Annotated in this window: 24 protein-coding genes; 11 read left to right on the top strand and 13 right to left on the bottom strand. The window is 48.0% G+C overall.

The features are described from left to right. The first annotated feature begins 14 nt into the window (after positions 1-14). From ASC40_RS08300 to tldD, 3 genes are read left to right on the top strand one after another with little or no spacing between them, the layout of a single operon-like run. Positions 15-3,974: a YhdP family protein gene (locus ASC40_RS08300; RefSeq protein ID WP_055439335.1), complete on the top strand. Its 3,960-nt coding sequence runs from the start codon at positions 15-17 to the stop codon at positions 3,972-3,974. After that, complete coding sequence (locus tag ASC40_RS08295) at positions 3,931-4,761, top strand: carbon-nitrogen hydrolase family protein (protein ID WP_055439334.1); 831 nt, start codon at positions 3,931-3,933, stop codon at positions 4,759-4,761. Before ASC40_RS08300 ends, ASC40_RS08295 begins: the two co-directional genes overlap by 44 nt. After that, positions 4,736-6,181 (top strand): metalloprotease TldD, encoded by a 1,446-nt coding sequence (tldD, locus tag ASC40_RS08290; protein WP_055439333.1) that lies wholly within the window; start codon positions 4,736-4,738, stop codon positions 6,179-6,181. Before ASC40_RS08295 ends, tldD begins: the two co-directional genes overlap by 26 nt. On the opposite strand, the gene yjgA is transcribed toward tldD, so the two are convergent. After that, positions 6,178-6,681 (bottom strand): ribosome biogenesis factor YjgA, encoded by a 504-nt coding sequence (gene yjgA, locus ASC40_RS08285; protein ID WP_055439332.1) that lies wholly within the window; start codon positions 6,679-6,681, stop codon positions 6,178-6,180. The two genes, tldD and yjgA, sit on opposite strands and share 4 nt — an antisense overlap. Positions 6,682-6,826: 145 nt before the next feature. Here yjgA and pmbA point away from each other — a divergent pair, with 145 nt between their 5' ends. Further along, positions 6,827-8,173: a metalloprotease PmbA gene (gene pmbA, locus ASC40_RS08280; protein ID WP_055439331.1), complete on the top strand. Its 1,347-nt coding sequence runs from the start codon at positions 6,827-6,829 to the stop codon at positions 8,171-8,173. Between the two features lie 16 nt (positions 8,174-8,189). On the opposite strand, the gene mgtE is transcribed toward pmbA, so the two are convergent. Genes mgtE through ASC40_RS08225 form a run of 11 tightly spaced genes read right to left on the bottom strand, consistent with a single transcriptional unit; the run spans position 8,190 to position 16,202 of the window. Then, complete coding sequence (gene mgtE / locus ASC40_RS08275; RefSeq protein ID WP_055439330.1) at positions 8,190-9,551, bottom strand: magnesium transporter; 1,362 nt, start codon at positions 9,549-9,551, stop codon at positions 8,190-8,192. Positions 9,552-9,587: 36 nt separating this feature from the next. Next, positions 9,588-9,866 (bottom strand): HPr family phosphocarrier protein, encoded by a 279-nt coding sequence (locus ASC40_RS08270; RefSeq protein ID WP_055439375.1) that lies wholly within the window; start codon positions 9,864-9,866, stop codon positions 9,588-9,590. A gap of 8 nt (positions 9,867-9,874) precedes the next feature. Next, a complete protein-coding gene (rapZ, locus tag ASC40_RS08265; protein WP_055439329.1) occupies positions 9,875-10,729 on the bottom strand; it encodes an RNase adapter RapZ in 855 nt (284 codons plus the stop codon). 9 nt (positions 10,730-10,738) lie between these two features. Beyond that, positions 10,739-11,185 (bottom strand): PTS IIA-like nitrogen regulatory protein PtsN, encoded by a 447-nt coding sequence (gene ptsN, locus ASC40_RS08260; RefSeq protein ID WP_055439328.1) that lies wholly within the window; start codon positions 11,183-11,185, stop codon positions 10,739-10,741. Between the two features lie 3 nt (positions 11,186-11,188). Next, the gene (gene hpf, locus ASC40_RS08255; protein ID WP_055439327.1) at positions 11,189-11,476 is read right to left on the bottom strand and encodes a ribosome hibernation promoting factor; all 288 of its coding nucleotides are present in this window, start codon (positions 11,474-11,476) and stop codon (positions 11,189-11,191) included. Between the two features lie 26 nt (positions 11,477-11,502). Next, positions 11,503-12,876 (bottom strand): RNA polymerase factor sigma-54, encoded by a 1,374-nt coding sequence (locus tag ASC40_RS08250; protein ID WP_055439326.1) that lies wholly within the window; start codon positions 12,874-12,876, stop codon positions 11,503-11,505. An 8-nt stretch (positions 12,877-12,884) separates the two neighbouring features. After that, entirely contained in the window at positions 12,885-13,610 is a 726-nt protein-coding gene (gene lptB, locus ASC40_RS08245) for an LPS export ABC transporter ATP-binding protein (protein ID WP_055439325.1), read from the bottom strand. Further along, entirely contained in the window at positions 13,591-14,124 is a 534-nt protein-coding gene (gene lptA, locus ASC40_RS08240) for a lipopolysaccharide transport periplasmic protein LptA (RefSeq protein WP_055439324.1), read from the bottom strand. Before lptA ends, lptB begins: the two co-directional genes overlap by 20 nt. Next, positions 14,081-14,656, bottom strand: coding sequence for an LPS export ABC transporter periplasmic protein LptC (lptC, locus tag ASC40_RS08235; protein WP_055439323.1), 576 nt, complete (start codon positions 14,654-14,656; stop codon positions 14,081-14,083). Before lptC ends, lptA begins: the two co-directional genes overlap by 44 nt. Beyond that, positions 14,653-15,222 (bottom strand): 3-deoxy-manno-octulosonate-8-phosphatase KdsC, encoded by a 570-nt coding sequence (gene kdsC, locus ASC40_RS08230; protein WP_055439322.1) that lies wholly within the window; start codon positions 15,220-15,222, stop codon positions 14,653-14,655. Before kdsC ends, lptC begins: the two co-directional genes overlap by 4 nt. Beyond that, a complete protein-coding gene (locus ASC40_RS08225) occupies positions 15,222-16,202 on the bottom strand; it encodes a KpsF/GutQ family sugar-phosphate isomerase (RefSeq protein ID WP_055439374.1) in 981 nt (326 codons plus the stop codon). The genes kdsC and ASC40_RS08225 overlap by 1 nt, the downstream gene beginning before the upstream one ends. A gap of 185 nt (positions 16,203-16,387) precedes the next feature. Between ASC40_RS08225 and ASC40_RS08220 the strand changes: the two genes are divergently transcribed. Genes ASC40_RS08220 through murA form a run of 7 tightly spaced genes read left to right on the top strand, consistent with a single transcriptional unit; the run spans position 16,388 to position 20,994 of the window. Continuing rightward, entirely contained in the window at positions 16,388-17,215 is an 828-nt protein-coding gene (locus tag ASC40_RS08220) for an ATP-binding cassette domain-containing protein (RefSeq protein WP_055439373.1), read from the top strand. Continuing rightward, a complete protein-coding gene (gene mlaE, locus ASC40_RS08215; RefSeq protein ID WP_055439321.1) occupies positions 17,208-17,984 on the top strand; it encodes a lipid asymmetry maintenance ABC transporter permease subunit MlaE in 777 nt (258 codons plus the stop codon). The genes ASC40_RS08220 and mlaE overlap by 8 nt, the downstream gene beginning before the upstream one ends. A 5-nt stretch (positions 17,985-17,989) precedes the next feature. Beyond that, positions 17,990-18,457 carry an outer membrane lipid asymmetry maintenance protein MlaD gene (gene mlaD / locus ASC40_RS08210; RefSeq protein WP_055439320.1) on the top strand — a complete coding sequence of 156 codons (468 nt, stop codon included), beginning with the start codon at positions 17,990-17,992 and terminating at the stop codon, positions 18,455-18,457. A gap of 10 nt (positions 18,458-18,467) precedes the next feature. Further along, entirely contained in the window at positions 18,468-19,133 is a 666-nt protein-coding gene (locus ASC40_RS08205) for an MlaC/ttg2D family ABC transporter substrate-binding protein (RefSeq protein WP_055439319.1), read from the top strand. Then, on the top strand, positions 19,133-19,438 hold the full coding sequence (locus ASC40_RS08200; protein ID WP_055439318.1) for an STAS domain-containing protein: 306 nt from the start codon (positions 19,133-19,135) through the stop codon (positions 19,436-19,438). Before ASC40_RS08205 ends, ASC40_RS08200 begins: the two co-directional genes overlap by 1 nt. 28 nt (positions 19,439-19,466) lie before the next feature. After that, on the top strand, positions 19,467-19,727 hold the full coding sequence (locus ASC40_RS08195) for a BolA family protein (RefSeq protein ID WP_425415070.1): 261 nt from the start codon (positions 19,467-19,469) through the stop codon (positions 19,725-19,727). 10 nt (positions 19,728-19,737) lie between these two features. Further along, entirely contained in the window at positions 19,738-20,994 is a 1,257-nt protein-coding gene (gene murA / locus ASC40_RS08190; RefSeq protein WP_055439317.1) for a UDP-N-acetylglucosamine 1-carboxyvinyltransferase, read from the top strand. 19 nt (positions 20,995-21,013) lie between these two features. Here murA and ASC40_RS08185 read toward each other — a convergent pair whose 3' ends face one another. Beyond that, complete coding sequence (locus ASC40_RS08185; protein WP_055439316.1) at positions 21,014-22,060, bottom strand: trypsin-like peptidase domain-containing protein; 1,047 nt, start codon at positions 22,058-22,060, stop codon at positions 21,014-21,016. Positions 22,061-22,124: the final 64 nt, after the last annotated feature.

The following is a 22,124-nucleotide window of genomic DNA, read 5'->3' as shown; positions in this document are numbered from 1 at the left end:
CAGATAGAGCCATTATGCAACGAACGTTTGGGTTCATATACAAAACGGTACTTTATAGCTTTGCGATTGTACTGGTGCTATTCGCGTTATTTATTAGCGCGTTACGCTATCTGCTGCCACAATTGCCTGATGTGACTGATCAGCTAGAGAATATTTTTAAGGAGCGCTTTCGGGTTGAGGCCTCACTTGGCAGTATTAGTGCCGATTGGGGGCGTAATGGCCCAGAGTTAGTGCTGCATCAGTTACGCGTTCAGCCCGCAGCTGACAAAGCCACGCGAGTCGATATTGAACAAGCCCGTATTTTGTTGAACTTTTGGCAAAGCGCCGGCTCGTTATCATTGCAGTATGACCAAGTGCAGTTAGACCAACTGGTGCTGCATTACGATATGCGTGACGCCGAATTAGATGATGCCAGCAGCGGCATTGTCCTATCGGATAACTTAACCAATTTACTGCTGAATCAACTAGATCACATTGAGGTGACAGACAGCACCATTGAATTGGTAAATCTACTCGGTATTCAGCGAGCGATAGACATTCAAGACTTGCGTTGGATGAACCGAGAGCAGCGCCACCAAGGCGTGGGTACGCTGACATTCTCTGAAGTAACCGACAACACCCTCGACTTTATTATTGATATTAAAGGCAATGATGTTAGCGCGCTAACGGGGCAAGTTTATGTGAACGCACATAAACTTGATATCTCACCCTGGGTACAGCAACAGGTTGTTGACACACAAATAAATCAAGCTGAGTTTAACCTTCATTTGTGGCTAAACTTCGCCCAAAATCAGTTTACAGAAGGGTTGCTACAGCTAGGTGAGCAAGCACTTACTTGGCAAGTTGGTCAAGACCAGCACTCACTTCGTATACCACACGGCGAGTTAAAGCTGCGCCCATATGGCAACAGTGGCTGGCGTGTTAACTCAAACCCTCTCACGATTGAGCACAATAACGACAGCTGGATACTGCCGACGTTCAGTTGGGAACAAACACCGCGCTCAACAGCAATGAGTTTTGTTGATGTGCCTTTGGCTCCAATGCTGGAACTTTTGAACCTGCTAGGCAGTGAAGGAGCAGCCGTCAGTGAGCAATTAGCCAACCGCTCTGCGCAGGGCACTATGGATATTGCTTTGCAACAAAGTCTAGAACAGCCATTGCGTTGGTTCGCTAAGGGTGAGCAACTTAGCTGGGGGCAGATAGCAGGGGTACCTGGGCTAACGAATGTTAACCTGAGCTTGCAAGGGCAAGAAAATCGTCTTACCTGGCGCCTAGACGGTAACAATGCGTCGTTTCAAAGTGACGCGTTAGATTATGATGACGCTTGGGCGTTACCCTATATTAATGTGTCAGGCGATTTTGTCTGGCATAACCAGCAAGACTGGCAATTGTATATTGCACCAGGTAGCCGCATAGAACTTGAGGGGTTACCCATTGCTTTTCAAGCACGGTTGCAGCCAGTTGACGGCAGTGTCATGGTCAATGCGCGTGCTAACTCCGTGAATGAACAACCCATTCCAGCTGCGGTGCTGCGTCAGCATTTGCCGGTGGTTATGGGAGATAATCTGCACGACTATTTAACCGTCGCAATTCAAGACGGTGTAGCGCATGAGCTTGCCATGAGCTGGCGCGGCACCATCGCTGACTTCCCTTACCACAATAAACAGGGTGAATTTGAGGCGCGAGCACGGCTAACAGGCATGAACTTTAAGTTTCAGCCCGATTGGCGCCCTGTATATGACGCCAATGTGGTGGTTAATTTCAATAACGAGCGTATGCATATTGTCGCAACCGACGGGCAGCTCGCTAACATCAATGCCCAGCGTGTCGATGTGGTAATACCCGATATTTTATCTGGCCCAGACGCTTACCTAGATATTCAAGCTAGCATTGCTGGCAATGCCACAGAGTTACAACCAATTTTTAATGATAGCCCGTTGGCCGGTAGTTTAGGCACCACATTTACAGAGCTACAGCTAAGTGGGCCGTTAACGAGCCAATTGCAATTGACCATTCCGTTAACCGATGCACCCGCTGTTTTGGCTGAAGGCTATGCCGATTTGAGCAATGTGACCATGAAAGTGGAGAGCTTAGGCGAAACCTTTACGGACATTAGCGGGCGAGTGCGCTTTCGTAATGACAAAGTGGAAAGCGATGACCTTGCCATGCGTTGGAATGACTTTCCAATTGAAGCCACGCTAAAAACCGAGCAGCGTAAAGAGGATTTCTATGTAGATGTTAGCGCCGTTGGCAATTGGGCACTTGAGCGCTACCAACCATTGCTTAGCGGCGCCCTGCCTTGGCAAGCTAATTTTAACTTAAGCTTACCTACGGTAGGGGGTTACGCGTTCCGCTGGCAACAAACGGCCGATATTCGTCAGATCAACGTGCAAGCACCGGCACCTTTTTACCGCGAAAGCGGCACCGAAGGCAGCTTTCAGCTTATGGTGTCTGGCGACCAAGAATCTATTTTAGTGAATGCAGAAGTTGACGACTTTGGATTGCTTGAGTTGCAACTCGACAGCGAGGAGCAGTCTTTGCAGTCAGGGTACATGCGCATTGGTAACGAGTTCTCCCAAGCACCAAGCCCAAACGTTGTGCGCCTAAACCCGCGTTTTATGGTCGATGTAAACATTAAGCAGATGGATTTAGAAGCCTGGCAGCAAACTTACCAGAGCCTGCAACAGCTCATTCCAGAAAAAACAGCAGCATCGGCTTGGGCGACACGACTGCGCCCCGACTTTATTCAGCTAACAACCGACAGTCTTAATTACGATGTAGTAAGCCTTGATGACGTTACTGCGGTTGCATGGCCTAGTGCCGAGGGGTGGCAGGCTCGTATTGAGTCACAACAAATATTAATGGACGTTATCTGGCAAGCAAATAAAGCAGACAATAATGCAATAAAGATTCGCGCAGACTATATTGAACTAAACTCAGGTATTGCGGCGTCAGAAAATACGATTGAGCAAGCCGACACGCCCGCGCCAGAAGCAACAACCCGACAAGCACCGGAAAGCTTTACCGGCCTGCCTGATATTTATATAGACTGTCAGCGCTGTCAGTTTGATAATTACGATTTAGGCGAAGTGAGCTTGCATTTAAGTGCGGCTGATAAGGTATTAACGTTAGAGCGCTTTAGTGCAAAGCATCGTAACCACGATATCGTTGCTAATGGCAGTTGGGCTTTAGAAACCAACACAAAACACCCGCAAACGCACCTTACAGGCACGTTCAAATCGGCCGACTTTGGTGAATTCTTAGAAACCTACAATGTGACTTCAATGGTACGCGACAGTAGCGCAACAATAGATTTTGACTTGCGTTTTCTTGCTGCTCCCTACAGCTTCGACTCGAAAACACTTAATGGAACGGTGAAATGGAATTTGGGTCAAGGCTATTTAAACGAAGTGAGTGACCGAGGTGCGCGACTGTTTTCACTGTTAAGTCTTGATGGCATATTACGTAAGCTGCGCTTTGATTTTCGTGACGTTTTCGCCAATGGCTTGTTCTACACCAATTTCTCGGGTGACTTTAATATTGCAAGCGGCATTGTGAATACCAGTAATACACAACTCAATGGCGCCGCCGGTGATATGGAAGTGAAAGGCAGTACGAACCTAATAACCCGACAGCTAGATTATGACTTACAATTTGTGCCGAAAGTGACATCGAGCTTGCCAGTTATTTTGGCATGGATGATTAATCCGCCTTCTGGTTTAGCTGCCTTGGTGATTGACCGCATGCTGCATGATGCTAAGGTTATTAGCCGGCTTGAATATGAAATTTCAGGCACCATGGATGATCCAACCATTAAAGAGGTGGCGCGCGATAGCCGAGCAGCGCCAATACCACCGGAGGTACGTGACAATGTCGACCCTAACCAGTCCAACAACGAACAACCGCAAAGTGGTACTGACGGCGCTTCAAATGACCAGCAGCGCGAGCCCACAAGACAACCTGAAAACAATTGAACAGCTTTTAACTCAGCTACCACCACAGCGGCCACAGCTGGTGGTGTTGCCCGAAGCCTGTTTATGTTTTGGTGCAGGCGACCAGCGTCAGCGAGAGCTTGCTGAACAGTTCAAAGCGGGGCCGCTACAACAACGGCTTGCGGCGTTAGCCAAACAGCATGGTATTTGGCTAGTTGCCGGCACTATGCCTATTATTGATAGCCCAGAAGCAGACAAGTTTACCGCCGCAAGTTTGGTGTTTAACCCTAAGGGCGACTGTGTTGCGCGGTATAACAAGATACATTTGTTTGATGTTGATGTTGCCGATAACACGCGCAGTTACCGTGAATCGCACTGGACTTCGCCCGGCAACGAGGTAGTGACCGTAGACACGGAATTCGGCACCTTAGGCTTGGCGGTATGCTATGATGTGCGCTTTCCTGAGTTATTCCGCGCGTTGCGAACTAAGGGTGCTGATATTTTGGTGCTGCCTTCTGCATTTACTCAGGTGACTGGTCAGGCGCACTGGCATGTGCTGACCCGCGCCCGGGCCATTGAACAGCAATGTTTTATGGTGGCTGCGGCACAAGTTGGTGAGCATGCCAATGGTCGAGAAACTTATGGGCATGCCCTTGTTATTGATGGCTGGGGCCGCATATTAGCAGAAGCAACTGACTTGAAAACTCAACTAGTCAGTAACGTTGCCGATATGCACGAACTCGACCCGATTCGCCGCGATATTCCGGTGGCGCAACATATTCAAAGTAGTCAAAAGGTTCTTCATGCAAGCACAAAGCGTACAAGATAATCTTCTCACGCAATATCAACTGGATGCCGATGCCCTGCATCGTTCGCTACACCAGTTGTACACCGGCGACATTGATTTCGCTGATATATATTTACAAAGCAGTATTAACGAGTCTTGGGTGCTTGAAGATGGCATTGTCAAAGAGGGAAGCTTTCATATTGAAGCAGGCCTTGGTGTACGTGCCGTACATGGTGAAAAAACCGGTTTTGCCTACGCCGACGATATTTCGCCGCAAGCATTACAACAAGCCGCTGCCGCCGCCCGAGGAATTAGTCAAGCTGGCGCCAACAAGCAGGTTCAAGCATTTCGTGCTGCGCCAAATGTGGTGCGTTACGCTGCCGTTAACCCATTAGCAAGTTTAAACGAACAAGCGAAGATTGATTTACTCCGCGAAATGGACGCTTACGCGCGTAGCTTAGATAGCCGCGTAGTTGAGGTTATTGCAAGCATTAGTGGTAGTTACGACGAAGTGTTAATAGCAGCTACCGACGGCACTTTTGCAACCGATATTCGGCCTTTAGTGCGCGTAAACTGCACCGTGCTCGTTGAACAAAATGGCCGCCGTGAACGCGGCAGTGCAGGTGGTGGCGCACGAGTGGATTATCTGTATTTCTCGCAAATTATTGGTGACCAGCCCCGTTGGAAAAGCTTTGCCGATGAAGCCGTACGCCAAGCTCTAGTTAACTTAGAAGCACGTCCAGCGCCGGCGGGTACTATGCCGGTTGTACTTGGCGCTGGTTGGCCTGGCGTATTACTACATGAAGCCGTTGGTCATGGGCTTGAAGGCGACTTTAACCGCAAGGGCGCTTCAGCCTATGCCGGCAAAATTGGTGAAATGGTCGCGTCTGAACTTTGCACTATTGTTGATGACGGCACTATCAATGATCGTCGCGGCTCGCTGGCTATTGACGATGAAGGCACGCAGGCCGGCTATAACGTACTGATTGAAAAAGGCCGCTTAGTTGGTTACATGCAAGACAAGTTGAATGCTCGGCTTATGGGCGTTGACCCAACCGGCAATGGCCGTCGCGAAAGCTATGCGCACTTGCCAATGCCGCGCATGACCAACACCTATATGTTAGCTGGCGAACATGACCCAGAAGAAATTATCAAGAGTGTGAAAAAAGGTATTTACGCGCCGCATTTTGCCGGTGGACAAGTTGATATCACCTCTGGCAAGTTCGTCTTTTCAGCGTCAGAAGCTTATCTAATTGAAGACGGTAAAATCACCGCGCCCGTAAAGGGTGCAACATTGATTGGTAATGGCCCTGACGCAATGCGCCAAGTGTCAATGGTTGGTCACGACTTAGAGCTTGATCAAGGCGTCGGCGTGTGCGGCAAAGACGGGCAAAGCGTGCCTGTTGGAGTAGGGCAGCCAACTTTGAAACTAGATGCCCTAACAGTAGGTGGCACTGATTAAACGGTGGCCACCTCACGTAAATACTTAAATAATTCGCGCGCCGCAGTTGGTGGCTTGCCTTGTTGGCTTTGTTTGTTCGCTTGACGATATAGCTGGCGTAGCTTCTGGCGGTCAGCATGCGGGTAGGCATCAATAAATTGCTGAATAGCGTCGTCGCCTTGCGCCAAAATTTGGTCACGATGCTTTTCAAGCGCATGAAATACGGCATTTTGCGCATGGTGTGCATTTTCAAGCTCGCTTAGCGCTTGCTGAATAGGCCCAGTATCGCGATTGCGCATCATTTTGCCAATCAGTTGTAACTGGCGTCGATAGCCTTCGCGCGTATTGCGAATACGCTGCGCCAATAAAATGGCATCAAGCAGTTCCTCGTCGAGTGGAATTTTGGCCAGCTTGCCCTCGGCAAGGCTAACCAGTTGCTCGCCAAGTTGTTGTTGCTGCTCGGCGGCACGTTTTAGTTCAGATTTGCTGACGATATCGTCGTCGCGTTCAATTTCGCTCATAACAGACCCCTATGGTTTGCGCGAATTGTAAAATACAAAAGCGATATTAGCTATTGGATATTAGATCTTAGAAGCGCGTGAGCAATGTTAGCTGATATCTAATATCCAATAGCTGATAGCGTCCTTGGTTTTCAAAGGAGAGGTAATGATTCCTGATATTAATGCACTAAAACACGACCTTCATGACGTTGAACAAGCCGTAGCCGACGCCATTAAATATGCTGAAAAACTCGGCGTGAGCGCGGCCGAGTGTGCCATGAGCCGCAGCAGCGGTATCAACGTAGGTACTCGGCTTGGTGAGGTTGAAACGGTTGAGTTTAACCAAGATGGTGCATTGGGAATTACCGTGTTCCGAGGTCAACAGAAGGGGTCGTCGTCGACTACTGATTTGACGGCGAATGCCATTCGCGCTGCGGTTGAAAAAGCCAATGATATTGCACGTTTTACCTCGCCTGACCCGTTTGCTGGACTAGCGCCGGCCGAGTTAATGGCAACCGATATTCCGGATCTCGACTTGTGTCACCCAGCTGACCAAAGTGCCGAGTTTGCGCTCGAGCAAGCTTTGGCTTGTGAGCAGCACGCACTGCAGTTGGACCCTCGCATCGTAAATTCAGACGGCGCCGGCTACAGTAGTCACGTGGGCTATCGTGTTTATGGCAATAGTCATGGCTTTGTGGCCGGCTATTTGCAGTCACGACATAGTCTAAGCTGTTCGTTAATTGCCAAAAGCGGCGATGCCATGCAACGTGACTACAGCTATTCTGTGGCACGAAACCGTGACGACCTATGGTCACCCGCTCAGGTAGCCGAAGACGCCGTACAGTCGACTATAGCGCGTTTAGACGGGCAAAAAATTGCCACTGCCAAAGTTCCAGTTATTTTTCGTTCAGACGTAGCTAATAGTCTGTTTGGCCATTTAGTCGCAGGTATTAGTGGCGGTAGTTTATATCGCAAATCAAGCTTTCTAGTTGATCATCTAGGTAAGCAAGTATTGCCAGAGTGGCTGACGGTAACTGAGCGGCCGCACTTGCGTGGCGCCTTGGCCAGCAGCCCGTTTGATCATGAAGGTTTAGCAACACACGAGCGTGATATTATTCGTGATGGCGTATTGCAAACCTATCTACTCACCAGTTACTCAGCGCGCAAGCTCGGTATGAGCCCAACCGGGCATGCCGGTGGCATTCATACCTGGGAAGTAAGCTCGCAAGTACCAGACTTACAAGCGTTATGCCGCCAAATGGGTACCGGGCTATTGGTGACCGAGCTGATGGGCCAAGGGGTCAACATCGTTAATGGTGATTACTCACGTGGCGCCGCCGGCTTTTGGGTGGAAAACGGTGAAATTAAATACCCAGTTGAAGAAATCACTATCGCTGGCAACTTAAAAGATATGCTGCGCAATATTGTGGCGATATCGGGTGATGTCGACTTGCGACACGGTGTACGCACCGGCTCGGTATTGCTTGAAGAAATGCGAATTGCTGGGGTGTAAGTTACCCCAGCAAGAATTACCCAAGCATAAGGGTTGCGGTACCAAGAAATGCGAATATACCAACCACATCGGTGACTGTGGTGAGAATGACCCCGCCGGCTAGCGCGGGGTCAATATTAAAGCGCTTCAAAATAAGCGGCACGGTAACACCGGCTAAGCCAGCGGCAAGTAAGTTGGCCATCATGGCGAAGGCAATAATACCGCCAATAACCAAGTCTTGTTTCCATAAGGCCACCACGCCGGCAACAATAATTGCCCAAATGACACCGTTCAGCGCGCCGATGGCTAGTTCTTTACCAATTAGCCAGCGTTGGTTACTGGTACCAATGTGGCCCAGTGCCATACCCCGTATAACCAGCGTGAGCGTTTGTGAACCGGCAATACCACCCATGCTAGGTACAATGGTATTCAAAATAGCCAATATGGCCATTTGCGCCAAAATATCTTCAAACATGGAGCTTACGGCTGCAGCTAACAGCGCGGTGATCAAGTTTACCCCTAGCCAAACGCTGCGGCGACGGGTACTTTTTAAAACCGGCGCGAAGGTATCTTCGTCGTCATCTAAACCGGCCATGCTCAACATGGAGTGTTGTGCGTCTTCGCGAATAATATCAACCACGTCATCAATGGTAATTCGACCAAGTAGACGGTTCTCGTCATCGATAACCGGTGCTGAAATCCAGTCTTGGCGTTCAAACAGTTTGGCAACTTCCACTTCGTCCATGTCAACGTTAATGCCCTGAATGTCAGGGTCCATCACATCTTGCACCAGCTTACTGGGGTCAACAGTGAGCAAGCGGCTAATGCCAATTTCACCAATGAATTTGTCGTCGCGGTCTACCACATATAATTTGTCGGTTGCTTCTGGCAGCTCACCTTTTAAACGAAGGTAACGCAGAACCACGTCAATGGTAACGTCTGGGCGCAAGGTAATAGTGTCGGTATTCATCATACCGCCGGCGGTTTCCTCGGCGTATGACAAAGCTTGCTCGGCCCGTTGACGGTCCTGCTCGTCCATTGACTTCAGTACTTCTTGGTAAACTTGCTCTGGCAAGCCACGTAGAACGTACGCTAAGTCATCGGTGTCCATGCCTTCGGTGGCGGCCGCGAGTTTTTCCGGCGCCATTTGGCGAATAACCGATTTTTGAACTTCTTCAGAGAGTTCTTCAAGAATATCGCCGTGCTCATCGGCATCGACTAACTGCCAAATAATGGCACGCGCTTTAGGTGGCGATGATTCTAATAGGAGGGCGACATCCCAAGCGGGTAGGTTGTGTAGCTGGCGGCGCGCCTGTACGAACATGCCACGGGCTAACGATTCAGAAACTTCCTGAATGCGTTGTTCGGCAAATTCTTTGTCGGCAACTTCAGCTAGCATAGATAAACCCCTCAATAATTTGAGAAGTTTACCGCATCATTGCTCTTCGTCAAAGCGTGATTCAATTAAGTTCGCAATTGCATCCACGGCCTCAACCGCATCTTCACCTTGTGCAACGACGTCAATTTCCCGTCCCTGACCGCTTGCCAGTAGCAATAAACACATAACGCTTGAAGCATCGACTTGTTGTTCGCCCTGTACAATCTGAACTTTCGCTTGAAACTGGTGGCTTAGTTTGGCGAGCTTGGTTGCGGCGCGCGCGTGCAAACCAAGTTTGTTACGAATAGTGACGGTACGGCGAACAACATCAGACACGGTCAATCTCACTTCTTGTGGCGGCTAGCTTCGCGGTGGCGAACCTGTACTTTGAAAGGTTGCTCAGCAAAGCGTTGGGCTAATTGTTCAGCAATATAAACCGAGCGGTGTTGGCCCCCGGTGCAACCAATACCAATAGTTAAATAGCTACGATTGCTACGCTGAAAGTACGGGAGCCAGGTTTCTAAAAACACTTCGAGTTGGTGAATAAACTTGGTCACCAGTGGTTGTTGCGCAAAAAAATGTTGCACGGCAGGGTCTTTGCCCGTTAGCGGCTTCAACTCAGGCTCCCAATGTGGGTTGGGTAAAATTCGCGCATCAAAGGCGTAGTCTAGGTCTGGAGGTAAACCATATTTGTAGCCAAAAGACTGAAAAACGACGATTAAACGTGAAGCTGCTTTACCTAACACTCGCTCGGAAACTTGTTCGCTAAGTTGGTGCACACTCAAGTCGCTACTATCAATACGCCAGGTCGCTCGCTCAGCTAAGGGCTCAAGCATAGCAGCTTCTGTTGCTAGGGCATCGGCTAACGGTAGTTCGTTAAGTGACAGAGGGTGTAAGCGACGAGTTTCACCGAAACGACGCAGTAACACGCTATCTGATGAGTCTATATAAAGAATTTCAGGTTGGATTTTACTGGGTAAAAAGTCGAGTGCTTCGGTTAAATCGTTTTGATCAGCGGGTAGGTTGCGCACGTCGACACTTACGGCAACTTTGTCGTATTGCTCAATAACCGCGTGAACAAGTGTCGGCAGTAACGTAATCGGAATATTATCGACACAGTAGTATCCTAAGTCTTCAAGGACTCTTAGTGCAATCGTTTTACCTGAGCCAGAACGGCCTGTGACGATAATCAACTGCATTGTTACTGGCTACCCCGTAAAGATGTTGTAGAGTTCCTGATCGCTGTCTGCGTCGCGTAACGCTCGAGTGCAATTTTTGTCATTCAAACGTTGAGCAACTGCCGCGAGAGTTTGTAAATGCTGCTCGTGCTGATCTTCTGGCACTAATAACGCAAAAATTATATCCACCGGTTGATTGTCAATGGCATCAAAGTCAATGGGCTCTTGTAGCGTCATGAGAATAGCAACAGGCTTATTGGCTGAACTTAAGCGACCGTGTGGAATCGCAACACCCAAGCCAATGCCAGTACTGCCGAGCCGCTCCCGGTTCAGCAGGCTCTCGAACACGTCAAAGCTGGTGGTGCCTGACAAACGAGTGGCGGCCAGTTGGCCAATGAGCTCAAGTACTTTCTTTTTACTTGAGCCGTCGACTGCACGACGTGTGCAGTCGGGGCTTAACAAAGTGGATAAATCCATGATTTAGTGGCGTTTCATCTTTTCTTTATGCTTAATAACCTGCCGATCAAGTTTGTCAATCAGCCCGTCTATGGCGGCATACATGTCTTGGTGCTCCGAATCAGCGAAAACCTCGCCGCCATTCAAATGGAGCGTAGCTTCCGCTTTTTGCGTTAACTTTTCAACATTTAAAATGACATGGACGTTATTTATATGGTCAAAGTGGCGTTCTAGCTTACTAAATTTAGTATCAACATACTCGCGTAGCGCGTCAGTGATTTCTACATGATGACCAGTCAGATTAATTTGCATAACATCTTCCTTCTTTTGTCCAAGATTCAGATAAGACGTTTGCGTTGACTCGAGGGCGGGATATTTAGCGCCTCACGATACTTCGCAATGGTCCGTCTAGCTACTTGGATACCCTGTTCAGCGAGGAGTTCAGTCAATTTGCTGTCACTCAGCGGCTTTTTAGGGTTTTCCGCAGCAACTAGTTTTTTCAGCAACGCACGTATGGCCGTTGATGAAGCTTCTCCGCCATTGTCAGTGTTTAACTGACTTGAGAAGAAGTACTTCAATTCAAACACACCGCGCGGTGAATGCATATACTTTTGCGTGGTTACTCGCGAAATAGTTGACTCATGCATGTCTACTGCAGTTGCAATATCTGCAAGTACCATGGGTTTCATGGCTTCTTCACCATGCTCAAAGAACCCTTGCTGGCGCAGAACAATAGCGCTGGCTACTTTCAAAAGTGTTTCGTTGCGGCTTTCTAGGCTTTTAATAAACCATTTGGCGTCTTGGGTTTGCTGGCGAATATAGTGCATGTCGTCGGTTTGTCGCGTTCCTTGGCAAAGTTGCATGTAGCTCTCATTTACCTTTAGTTTAGGCACACTTTGCGGATTTAGCTCAACGGTCCAACGATTATTTTTTTTGCGCACCAACACGTCAGGAATCACATAGTCATCGTCGGTGGTGCCGAAGCCTTCACCAGGGCGTGGCTGCAGCGTTTGAATGAGCTCGATGACCGCGCTTAGCTCTGGCTCGGATACGCGCAATTTACGCGCTAAAGTACGATAATCGCGAGTACCTAATAACGCCAAATACTCACGTACGATAAGCACTGCTTGCTCTCGCCATGGGGTATCCTCAGCTAATTGCTGAAGCTGTAGCAGTAAGCACTCACCAACGTCACGCGCCCCAACGCCGATAGGGTCAAAGTGTTGAATGCGTTTAAGCACCACAGCAACTTCGTCGGCTTCAATGGTTTCATCGGTTTGTTGATTTACGGCGCGCAGAATATCATCAAGGCTAACTGTTAAATAACCGCTGTCGTCAATCGCATCGATAATTGACAAGGCAATTAATTCATCTGTTGAAGTAAAATGAGACAACTGCATTTGCCAAATTAAATGGTCCTGCAGCGTTTGTTGAGTTTCGCCTTGATAAACCGCATCCTCGCCGTCGTAAACGGCGGCTGATTGGCCGAGCGCCGCCGAACAGGACTGCTCCCACGGGTCATTGTCTTCAATAACTGAAGTTTCGCCCTCGGCGTCGTTTTGCTCAAGTTCCAGCAGCGGATTTTCGTCTAACGCTTGTTGAATTTCTTGCTGTAACTCAAGCGTGGATAAATGCAGCAGTTTAATTGCTTGTTGCAGCTGCGGTGTCATTGACAGCTGTTGTGAAAATTTAAACTGCAGGCTTTGTTTCATACCACCACCTACAAGGTGAACTGCTCACCTAAATAAACATCTTTAACGTGTTGATTATTTAAGATGGTATGGGCGTCACCACTGGCAATCAACTCCCCGTGGCTAACTATATAAGCATGTTCGCACACAGATAGAGTTTCCCGAACGTTGTGATCGGTAATTAAAACGCCAATGCCGCGATTGCGCAGATGCTCGATAATTTTTTTAATGTCTAAAACCGAAATGGGGTCGACCCCAGCAAAGGGTTCGTCTAACAGAATAAATGCTGGGTCAGCAGCAAGGGCGCGTGCAATTTCAACCCGGCGTCGCTCCCCGCCCGACAAGCTCATACCTAGGCTATTAGCAATATGACCGATATGAAATTCTTCTAGCAACCCATCAAGGCGCTCTTCTCGTCCGTTCGCATCGAGGTCTTTACGAGTTTCAAGAATGGCCATGATATTGTCACGCACGGTGAGCTTGCGGAAAATTGACGACTCTTGCGGTAAATAACCAATTCCTCGTCGTGCTCGTTCATGCATAGGTAGCAATGAAATGTCTTGGTCATCAATCATGATGCGGCCTTTGTCATTATTGACCAAACCTACAATCATGTAGAACGTGGTTGTTTTGCCGGCACCATTGGGGCCGAGCAATCCAATAATTTGCCCCGACTCAACTGTTAAGCTGACGTCTTTCACCACTTGTCGGCTTTTGTATGACTTAGCTAAATGCTCAGCGATTAGTCGGCTCATTATTATTGTCGCTCTTTTTCTTTGGCATAAATATGGTAGTGACGCGGTCGCTGTCAGACTCACCACGATTTGCTGTCATCTGTTGGGTGGCAAAATTATAGATAATCTCACTGCCCTGCACGACACTGTTATTTTGTGAAACTTTGACGTTGCCCGACAAGGTTAAAATTTGCTTTGCTTGGTCATAACTAATGCTATTGGCTTCGGCTGAAATTGGCGAGCCATCATCTAATTGCTGTTGGTAAACAGCAGGGGTGCCAGTTGCGGTAAATACATCAGATTGGTCGTCACCGCGTTTGACTTCTAAGTGGTCAGCACGAATTTGTAACGTCCCTTGCTGAATAACAACGTTGTTTTCAAACACTGCAATTTTATTCGCCACGTCAAACCAATCGCTTTCGGCATTTATTTGAATAGGTTTGTTAAAGTCGTCACGACCTTGTGCTTGTGCCACGCTAGCGGCAACAGCACTAAGGGCGAGCAGGGCTACGACCAGTATAAATTGTTTCAACATGTCGTGTCATTTCCAATGTTTGAGCGCGCATATCAGCGCGCATACCTTCGCCTTTTACCGTAAAATCGCGGCCATAAATGACCACCGGCTGCTCAGTTTCTACAGTTTCTTGCAATGTATCAATAGTCAGGTAACTCGTTTCAATACGTTCAATAAATTCTGTAGCAGAGAGACTGATCATCTCAATATTTCGTTCTAAAACCAAACTTTTATCGGCATAAAATGAGCCTTGCTCTGCCTGCACCTGCCACAGCGCCCCCTGGTCATCTATCTGCGTTATATAGGTAGGCGCAGTAAGCTCGGTTAAACCGATGGGGCTATAGTGAGTCATTTCGTCGGCCGCAATACGGTGATCGAGCTCGCCATTGGCATCATAAACCCTCACGATTAAACCCTGTGCGGTAAAGTCAGGTTTTATTTCGCGGTAGCCTTGTTGCTCTTGCTCATCATTGTTGTCGGCAAATGGCCGCCAAAATAGCAGTGCTGCGATGACAAAAATTCCGCTAATAATCAGCACCAAGTTACGGTTCACAGGCTAACGCCTCCGTGTAATTGCAATTGGCCTTGCGCCATAAGAATAAGATCGCTAAGTTCACGTACCGCGCCAAATCCGCCACGCTGCGCCGTGACATACTGTGCATGCTGTTGCACAAACGGGTGGGCGTCTTGTACTGCTACAGCTAAACCGCTGGCTTTTAGCATGTCTAAATCAGGAATGTCATCACCAATAGCGGCTATTTCGTGCGTCGCAAAACCAAGCGAGTTAGCGAGGCTTTCAAAGCTGCTTAGTTTGTCTTCTTGACCTTGGAAAATATGTTTTACCCCCAATGCCGTCATACGATTTTCAACAATTGCCGAACGCCGCCCAGTAATCACAGCCACTTCAATACCAGCATTAATGAGAGCTTTTACGCCAAAACCATCGCGCGTATGAAAAGCTTTGAGTTCTTCACCGCTATTCCCTAAGTAAATACGACCGTCAGAAAAAACGCCATCAACATCGCATACCACTAGTTTTATAGTGGTAAAACGCTCGAATAACGGTTGCGCAATATCGCCATACCAAGTACTGATATATTCGCAGTTGTTAAGCGTCATTACATAACCCCCGCTTTAAGCAAGTCATGCATATTTAATGCGCCTTGCGCTATGCCGTTTTTGTCAGTGACAAACAACCCGTTGATTTTGCGATCTTCCATTAGCTTCAAACCTTGGGCAGCCAAAACATCTGGACCTATAGTGACTGGATTGCGGGTCATGACCTTGGCAATAGCAGTAGTGTGTAAGTCCATGCGCTGGTCTAAAATGCGGCGCAAATCACCATCGGTAAATATTCCTGCTAATTTGCCTTGGCTATCCGTCACGCCAGTCATACCTAAACCCTTGCGTGACATTTCAAGTAGGGCTTCGGAAATGGTTGCCTGTTCGGGCACTAGTGGAATGCGCTCGCCACTGTGCATAATATCGTGAATATGCAATAGCAACCGACGGCCTAAGCTGCCGCCAGGGTGCGACATGGCGAAGTCATCTGCAGTAAAACCACGTGCATTCAATAGCGCCACGGCTAGTGCATCACCCATAACTAATGTGGCGGTGGTTGATGATGTGGGTGCTAGCCCCAACGGGCAAGCTTCTTGTTCAACTGCAATGCACACATGCACATCGGCAATATCGGCTAAGGTTGAATTAGGGTTGCCGGTCATGCTGATCAATTTAACACCACGACGCTTAATAAGCGGCGCTATGGCAAGCAGCTCACCCGTTTCACCTGAATTAGAAATGGCCAAAACAACGTCTTGGGCGGTGATCATGCCTAAATCACCATGGCTAGCCTCACCGGGGTGAACAAAGAAGGCCGGGGTGCCGGTTGAGGCAAGTGTGGCGGCAATTTTACCGCCAATATGTCCCGATTTACCCATGCCAATGACAATGACGCGCCCGGCACAGGCTAACAACAATTCACAGGCTTGCTCAAAACTGTCATTCAAAAAGCGTTTCAAGCCGCTCACCGCGGCTGTTTCGATATCAATGACTCGTTCGCCCAACAGACGAAATGATTGGGTGGTGGAATTGCTCATAACTGTGAATAGCTCCGCCAAAATAAGATTGTTTACAATAATACCCGATCGAAAACCGAATTGCAGACGTAAAAAGCACTGAAATAAACGATTTGTCACAAATTTTACCGCCTTAAGGTGTAGAAAAAGGCCCAAATCTGTTACACTCGCGGGCTTGTTTAAGGAGAATTAAAGGCGTGCGACAAGTGGAAAATTCTGCTTTAGATGATGCCCTTGTGGTGATTGATAACTTGCACTTCGCGCATAGTTTTGGCGCACACCAAGTTTATCAAAACCTTTCCATGCGCGTTCCGCGCGGAAAAATCACCGCCGTAATGGGCCCTAGTGGCATTGGTAAAACAACATTGCTGCGGCTCATTGGTGCCCAGCTGTATCCGCAGCAAGGCAGTATTGAGTTTGCGGGGCATAACGTGCACAAGCTTAATCGGCGTGACCTTTATGAACTGCGAAAGCGCATGAGCATGCTGTTTCAAAGCGGTGCACTATTTACTGACATGACAGTGTACGACAACATTGCTTTTCCGCTGCGTGAACATAGCCAACTTCCTGAAGAAATTATCGACACTATTGTCAAAATGAAGCTTGAGGCCGTTGGGTTGCGCGGTGCGCGCGATTTAATGCCGGCCGAGCTGTCTGGTGGCATGGCGCGGCGTGCTGCTTTAGCGCGAGCCATTGCGCTAGACCCTGAACTCATTTTGTACGATGAGCCATTTGCCGGCCAAGATCCTATCTCAATGGGTGTCATTGTTAAGCTTATTAAAGAGCTCAATGAGTCGTTAGGCTTAACCAGCATTGTGGTGACTCATGACATAGCAGAAGTAATGACCATTGCAGACTACGTCTATATTTTGGCGGACAAACAGGTAGTGGGGCACGGAACTCCGGCGCAGTTGAAGCAGTCGGATGATCCGCTCATTCATCAGTTTTTACATGGTGAAGCAGACGGGCCAGTGCCATTTCATTATAAGGCGTCAACATTAGAAGATGATTTGTTAGGGAGCGACCATGCTTGATCGTGTTGCTGCGCTAGGAAAAGCGACCTTAGATTCGGTTGCCGGCGCCGGTGCCGCATTTTTTATGCTAATGCGCGCCTTAATTGGTAAGCCCCAATTACGTAAGTCATGGCCTTTGCTCATGCAACAAATGTACTCAGTGGGAGTGCTTTCGTTACTAATTATAGTAGTCAGCGGTTTGTTCATTGGTATGGTACTTGGTCTACAAGGCTATACGATTTTAGTTGATTTTGGAGCTGAGCAGTCGCTTGGGCCAATGGTCGCTTTGTCGTTGTTGCGTGAGTTAGGGCCAGTGGTTACGGCGCTTTTATTTGCTGGCCGCGCAGGCTCAGCGTTAACCGCGGAAATTGGTTTAATGAAAGCAACCGAACAGCTGTCCAGTCTAGAAATGATGGGAGTAGACCCGTTGCGGCGCGTTATTTCGCCACGTTTTTGGGCCGGCTTTTACAGCATGCCTATATTGGCGCTGGTATTTTCAGCGGTAGGCATATACGGCGGCTATTTAGTTGGCGTACGTTGGTTAGGTGTTGACGACGGCGCGTTCTGGTCGGTTATGCAGTCGAACGTGGAGTGGGGACAAGACATTCTTAACGGCGTCATCAAAAGCTTAGTGTTTGCCTTCGTTGTTACTTGGATAGCGTTGCATAAAGGCTTTCAATGTACACCGACGTCGGTCGGTATTAGCCGAGCAACCACATCGACTGTTGTGACTGCGTCCTTAGCAGTTCTGGGGCTCGATTTTGTTTTAACCGCATTGATGTTTGGATAAAGACCATGGAATCAAGAAATACACAATTAGCAGTTGGGTTGTTTGTCATCATTGGTATTTTGGCCTTGTTATTTTTAGGTTTAAAAGCCGCTAACACCAATGTGTTAACAAACGGTGAAACCTATAAATTATTCGCAAAATTCGACAACATCGGTGGCTTAAAAGAGCGCTCGCCGGTAAAAGTAGGCGGTGTGGTAGTTGGCCGCGTCAGCAAAATTTCATTAGTGGGCGATTATTACGAGCCGTTGGTCGAAATGACCATTAGCCAAAAATACAATGAATTTTCTGACACAACGTCGGTCTCAATATTAACGTCGGGCTTATTGGGTGAGCAGTATATTGGCTTAAACCCTGGCTTTATTGATGACACGGTTGAGATGCTCGAAGATGGTGATTATATCTACGACACCAAATCAGCATTAGTGCTAGAGGACTTGATTGGCCAGTTCTTATTCGGCCAAGGCAACGACTAAGGAGTTCAGCATGAAAAAGTGGTTCATGGCAGTCTGTATTAGTTTGTTCACGTTAGCTGGCGTTCATAACGCCCAAGCGGAGTTAATTCGTGACGATAATCCGTACATTTTGTTGGAGAAACTTGCCAGCAATACACTTGAGCGCATCAAAGCTGATCGCGAGTTGATTGATCAAGACATCAATCATATTCGAGTGGTTATTCGTGAAGAAATGATGCCATATGTTGATTATGTCTATGCGGCAAAGCGTGTGCTCGGGCGCAACCTAACACAAACCACCGAAGAACAGCGCCAAGAATTTTATACCGTGTTTCGTGATTATTTAATTACCACCTACGCTGGTGCTTTCACGCAGTTTGATGAAACCAAGCACACCATTCAATTTGGCGACGCTTCGCGGTTTGACCCGAACAGTAAAATGGTGGTGGTTAATACACGTCTGTTACAAGAAGGCGGGCCGCCTGTGCGCATGGATTTTAAAATGCGCTTCGACAAAGACGACAACCTATGGAAAGCATATGATCTGGTGGTTGAAGGCGTAAGCTTGCTCAATAGCAAACAAGCTGAAATTAATGCTGTTATTCGTAGTAATGGCATAGACGGAACCATTGCTTTATTGCGTGAAAAAGCTCAAGAAACTGTCAAAGAACATGATGGTATAGAAGGCAGTGAGTAATGGACCAATGTGAACTGCAATGTTACGACGGTGGCCGTGTGGCATTAAGCGGCCAACTAACTCGTAATACGGTGCCCAACATATGGGCAAATCGTCGAAACTGGCTAGCGGGTGAGCATGAAGCGTTGACGGTTGACTTAGATGCGGTTGAGAAAGTCGACTCCGCCGGTATTGCCATGCTATTACAAATTAAGCGGGCGTTGCGAGATACCCATCGTGAGCTACTTATTGTCAATGCAAATCAGCAATTTAAAGCCATGCTAAAAGTCAGTGGTGTCGATACACTGCTGACACTCGGTAGTTAAAACTCTCAAAATTCAATGAAGAAAATTTATGATGACATCTGATTCGATTCAACAACGTCTTTTAGACGAGCTCGACGTAAGTGAAGTGCTCGTTAAGCTTGATGGTGGTCACGCCAATATCACCGTTGTTGGTGAACTATTTAGCGACTTGTCGCGGGTTAAAAAGCAGCAAGTGGTTTATGCTCCGTTGAAAGAGTTAATTGCTAGCGGTGAATTGCACGCCGTATCAATTCGTACCTATACACCGACCGAATGGCAACGCGAGAAGAAACTCGCCATGCTCAGCTAAGAGACGCGCAATGCAAAAATTGGTTATTCAGGGTGGCCGGCCTCTAAACGGCGAGGTGACTATTTCTGGCGCGAAAAATGCTGCGCTACCCATTCTAATGGCAGCTATTTTACCGTGTGAAACGGTTGAGTTGCACAACGTACCAGCCTTACAAGACGTGCGTACAAGCCTGAAGCTACTTGGTGAGTTAGGTATTCAAAGTGAAGCTTTGGGGCCAAATAGCTATAAAATACATCCACAAGGCATCAACAATCATGTGGCAAGTTATGACTTGGTGAAAACCATGCGTGCTTCCATTTTGGTGTTAGGCCCTCTGCTGGCGCGCTTTGGTGAAGCTCAAGTATCTCTACCTGGCGGCTGTGCAATTGGCGCACGCCCAGTTAACTTGCACATTGAGGGCTTACGCCTCATGGGTGCTGACATTACGGTCGAAAATGGTTATATCAACGCCAAAGTCGAGGGCCGTTTGCGTGGTGCAACTATTTTAATGGACACGGTTAGCGTTACCGGTACCGAAAACCTCATGGCAGCGGCAACCCTAGCCGACGGTGTCACCATTATCGAGAACGCTGCGCGTGAACCTGAAGTGGAAGACCTTGCTCAGTTTTTAAATGACATGGGCGCAGATATTCATGGAGCTGGCACTGATACCATTACCATTCATGGAAAACCGGCGTTACACGGTGGTAAATATAGTGTGCAGCCAGATCGTATAGAAACCGGTACTTTTCTGGTGGCAGCGATGGCGACAGGTGGCGATGTAACCTGTCGCAACACAGATCCAAGCATGCTTGACGCGGTGCTCAAAAAATTAACCGAAGCTGGCGCAGTGATCACTAAAGGCGATGACTGGATACGTGTGCAGGCGAACTGTCGCCCGCAACCAGTGAAGATTATAACGGCACCACACCCAGCGTTTCCAACGGATATGCAAGCTCAGTTCTGCACCTTAAATGCCATCGCAGATGGCGCCGGCTGGGTACGCGAAACGATTTTTGAAAATCGATTTATGCATGTTCCTGAATTACGCCGTATGGGTGCAAATATTGAACTAGAAGGCAATACCGCCATTTCAAAAGGTGTGGAGCAACTAACCGGCGCACAAGTTATGTGTACCGATTTGCGTGCATCGGCATCGCTGGTTATTGCAGGTTTAGTGGCAAAAGGTGAAACCGTCGTCGAGCGTATTTATCATATCGACCGTGGTTACGAAGCTATTGAAAAGAAATTGTCAGCGCTTGGTGCTGACATCAAGCGCGTGAGTTAAGTCACGCGCTGATTTTGGGTTACTGAAATCTAGTAATCGTCACAGTAACTGACTGTTCTTGATTATCACGCAAAAACCGTATTTCGATTGGTGTACCGGGTTTAGTTTGCGCCACTGTTGCAAGGCCTTCGGCCGCTGAGGACATCCGCTTACCATTTATTTCAGTAATATAATCATCAACCTGTAAACCGGCTCGCTCAGCTGGGCTATTGGCATCAATTCCTGAAACATAAATGCCAGGTTGAGAATAAGGATTGTTTTGTGGCACTTCACCCACCTGTACGCCAAGATAGCCGCGTACTACTTCGCCTTCGCGAATTAAGCTTTCCATGACTGAATAAGCCAAGGGGTAGGGTACTGCAAAGTAAATACCATCGATGCCTTGCCCCCGTGCATCACGAAATTGAGCGTTATTGATACCAACCAAATAACCTTCGCTGTTGACCAAGGCGCCACCAGAAGCTCCTTCGTTAATTACCGCATCCATTTGAATTAAATCAGCATGTGAATGAATAATACCCATGCGTCCACCGGTTGCGCTCACAATGCCTTGCGTAATGGTTTGGCCTAAATTGTGTGGGTTGCCAATGGCTAATACGACATCACCCACTTGGGTTCGTAAGCTTTGACTTTGTGGAATAATCGGCAGGTTATCTGCCTCAATACGCACCACCGCCAAATCAGTAATCTGGTCATAACCTATTACTTGACCACTGTAGTTACGGCCATCTTGTAGCGCTACTTGAATTTCGTTAACGTCCGCTACAACGTGATAGGCGGTTAAAATATGACCGCGATTATCCATAATCACGCCTGAACCTAAACGTACTACGGTACTGGGGCGACGTGAGTAATACGAGGTACGAGAAGTACCAATACTGTATATGTTGACGACAGCCGGAGCAGCGCGATTAACCGCCTTGGCAAAACTAAACGGCTGTTGCTGACTGTTTCCAGGCGTAGATTTACCTTGAAAATAAGGTAAAGCGACAATCACAATGGCAGCTACCACCAAGCCAAGTAAGACAGAGCGTGTGACATACCAAAACGTTTGGCCAAGCTGCATTTGAAAGTAACCTATTGAATTAAAATATAAGCAAAAGCATAACACTGTTTAAAAAAGAAGGCAG

This window comes from Pseudidiomarina woesei (assembly GCF_001418345.1).
Lineage (GTDB): Bacteria > Pseudomonadota > Gammaproteobacteria > Enterobacterales > Alteromonadaceae > Pseudidiomarina > Pseudidiomarina woesei.
This window is presented reverse-complemented; position numbering and strand designations above follow the sequence as displayed.

Bases quoted from the DNA above. Each gene is read 5' to 3' on its own strand.
- lptA (WP_055439324.1), bottom strand. From the start codon at position 14,124: ATGTTGAAACAATTTATACTGGTCGTAGCCCTGCTCGCCCTTAGTGCT.
- hpf (WP_055439327.1), bottom strand. From the start codon at position 11,476: ATGCAAATTAATCTGACTGGTCATCATGTAGAAATCACTGACGCGCTA.
- ptsN (WP_055439328.1), bottom strand. From the start codon at position 11,185: ATGGATTTATCCACTTTGTTAAGCCCCGACTGCACACGTCGTGCAGTC.
- tldD (WP_055439333.1), top strand. From the start codon at position 4,736: ATGCAAGCACAAAGCGTACAAGATAATCTTCTCACGCAATATCAACTG.
- murA (WP_055439317.1), top strand. From the start codon at position 19,738: ATGCAAAAATTGGTTATTCAGGGTGGCCGGCCTCTAAACGGCGAGGTG.
- ASC40_RS08250 (WP_055439326.1), bottom strand. From the start codon at position 12,876: ATGAAACAAAGCCTGCAGTTTAAATTTTCACAACAGCTGTCAATGACA.
- kdsC (WP_055439322.1), bottom strand. From the start codon at position 15,222: ATGACGCTTAACAACTGCGAATATATCAGTACTTGGTATGGCGATATT.
- mgtE (WP_055439330.1), bottom strand. From the start codon at position 9,551: ATGCTAGCTGAAGTTGCCGACAAAGAATTTGCCGAACAACGCATTCAG.
- ASC40_RS08195 (WP_425415070.1), top strand. From the start codon at position 19,467: ATGATGACATCTGATTCGATTCAACAACGTCTTTTAGACGAGCTCGAC.
- pmbA (WP_055439331.1), top strand. From the start codon at position 6,827: ATGATTCCTGATATTAATGCACTAAAACACGACCTTCATGACGTTGAA.
- rapZ (WP_055439329.1), bottom strand. From the start codon at position 10,729: ATGCAGTTGATTATCGTCACAGGCCGTTCTGGCTCAGGTAAAACGATT.
- ASC40_RS08225 (WP_055439374.1), bottom strand. From the start codon at position 16,202: ATGAGCAATTCCACCACCCAATCATTTCGTCTGTTGGGCGAACGAGTC.
- ASC40_RS08300 (WP_055439335.1), top strand. From the start codon at position 15: ATGCAACGAACGTTTGGGTTCATATACAAAACGGTACTTTATAGCTTT.
- ASC40_RS08185 (WP_055439316.1), bottom strand. From the start codon at position 22,060: ATGCAGCTTGGCCAAACGTTTTGGTATGTCACACGCTCTGTCTTACTT.
- ASC40_RS08295 (WP_055439334.1), top strand. From the start codon at position 3,931: ATGACCAGCAGCGCGAGCCCACAAGACAACCTGAAAACAATTGAACAG.
- mlaD (WP_055439320.1), top strand. From the start codon at position 17,990: ATGGAATCAAGAAATACACAATTAGCAGTTGGGTTGTTTGTCATCATT.
- mlaE (WP_055439321.1), top strand. From the start codon at position 17,208: ATGCTTGATCGTGTTGCTGCGCTAGGAAAAGCGACCTTAGATTCGGTT.
- yjgA (WP_055439332.1), bottom strand. From the start codon at position 6,681: ATGAGCGAAATTGAACGCGACGACGATATCGTCAGCAAATCTGAACTA.
- ASC40_RS08205 (WP_055439319.1), top strand. From the start codon at position 18,468: ATGAAAAAGTGGTTCATGGCAGTCTGTATTAGTTTGTTCACGTTAGCT.
- lptB (WP_055439325.1), bottom strand. From the start codon at position 13,610: ATGAGCCGACTAATCGCTGAGCATTTAGCTAAGTCATACAAAAGCCGA.
- ASC40_RS08200 (WP_055439318.1), top strand. From the start codon at position 19,133: ATGGACCAATGTGAACTGCAATGTTACGACGGTGGCCGTGTGGCATTA.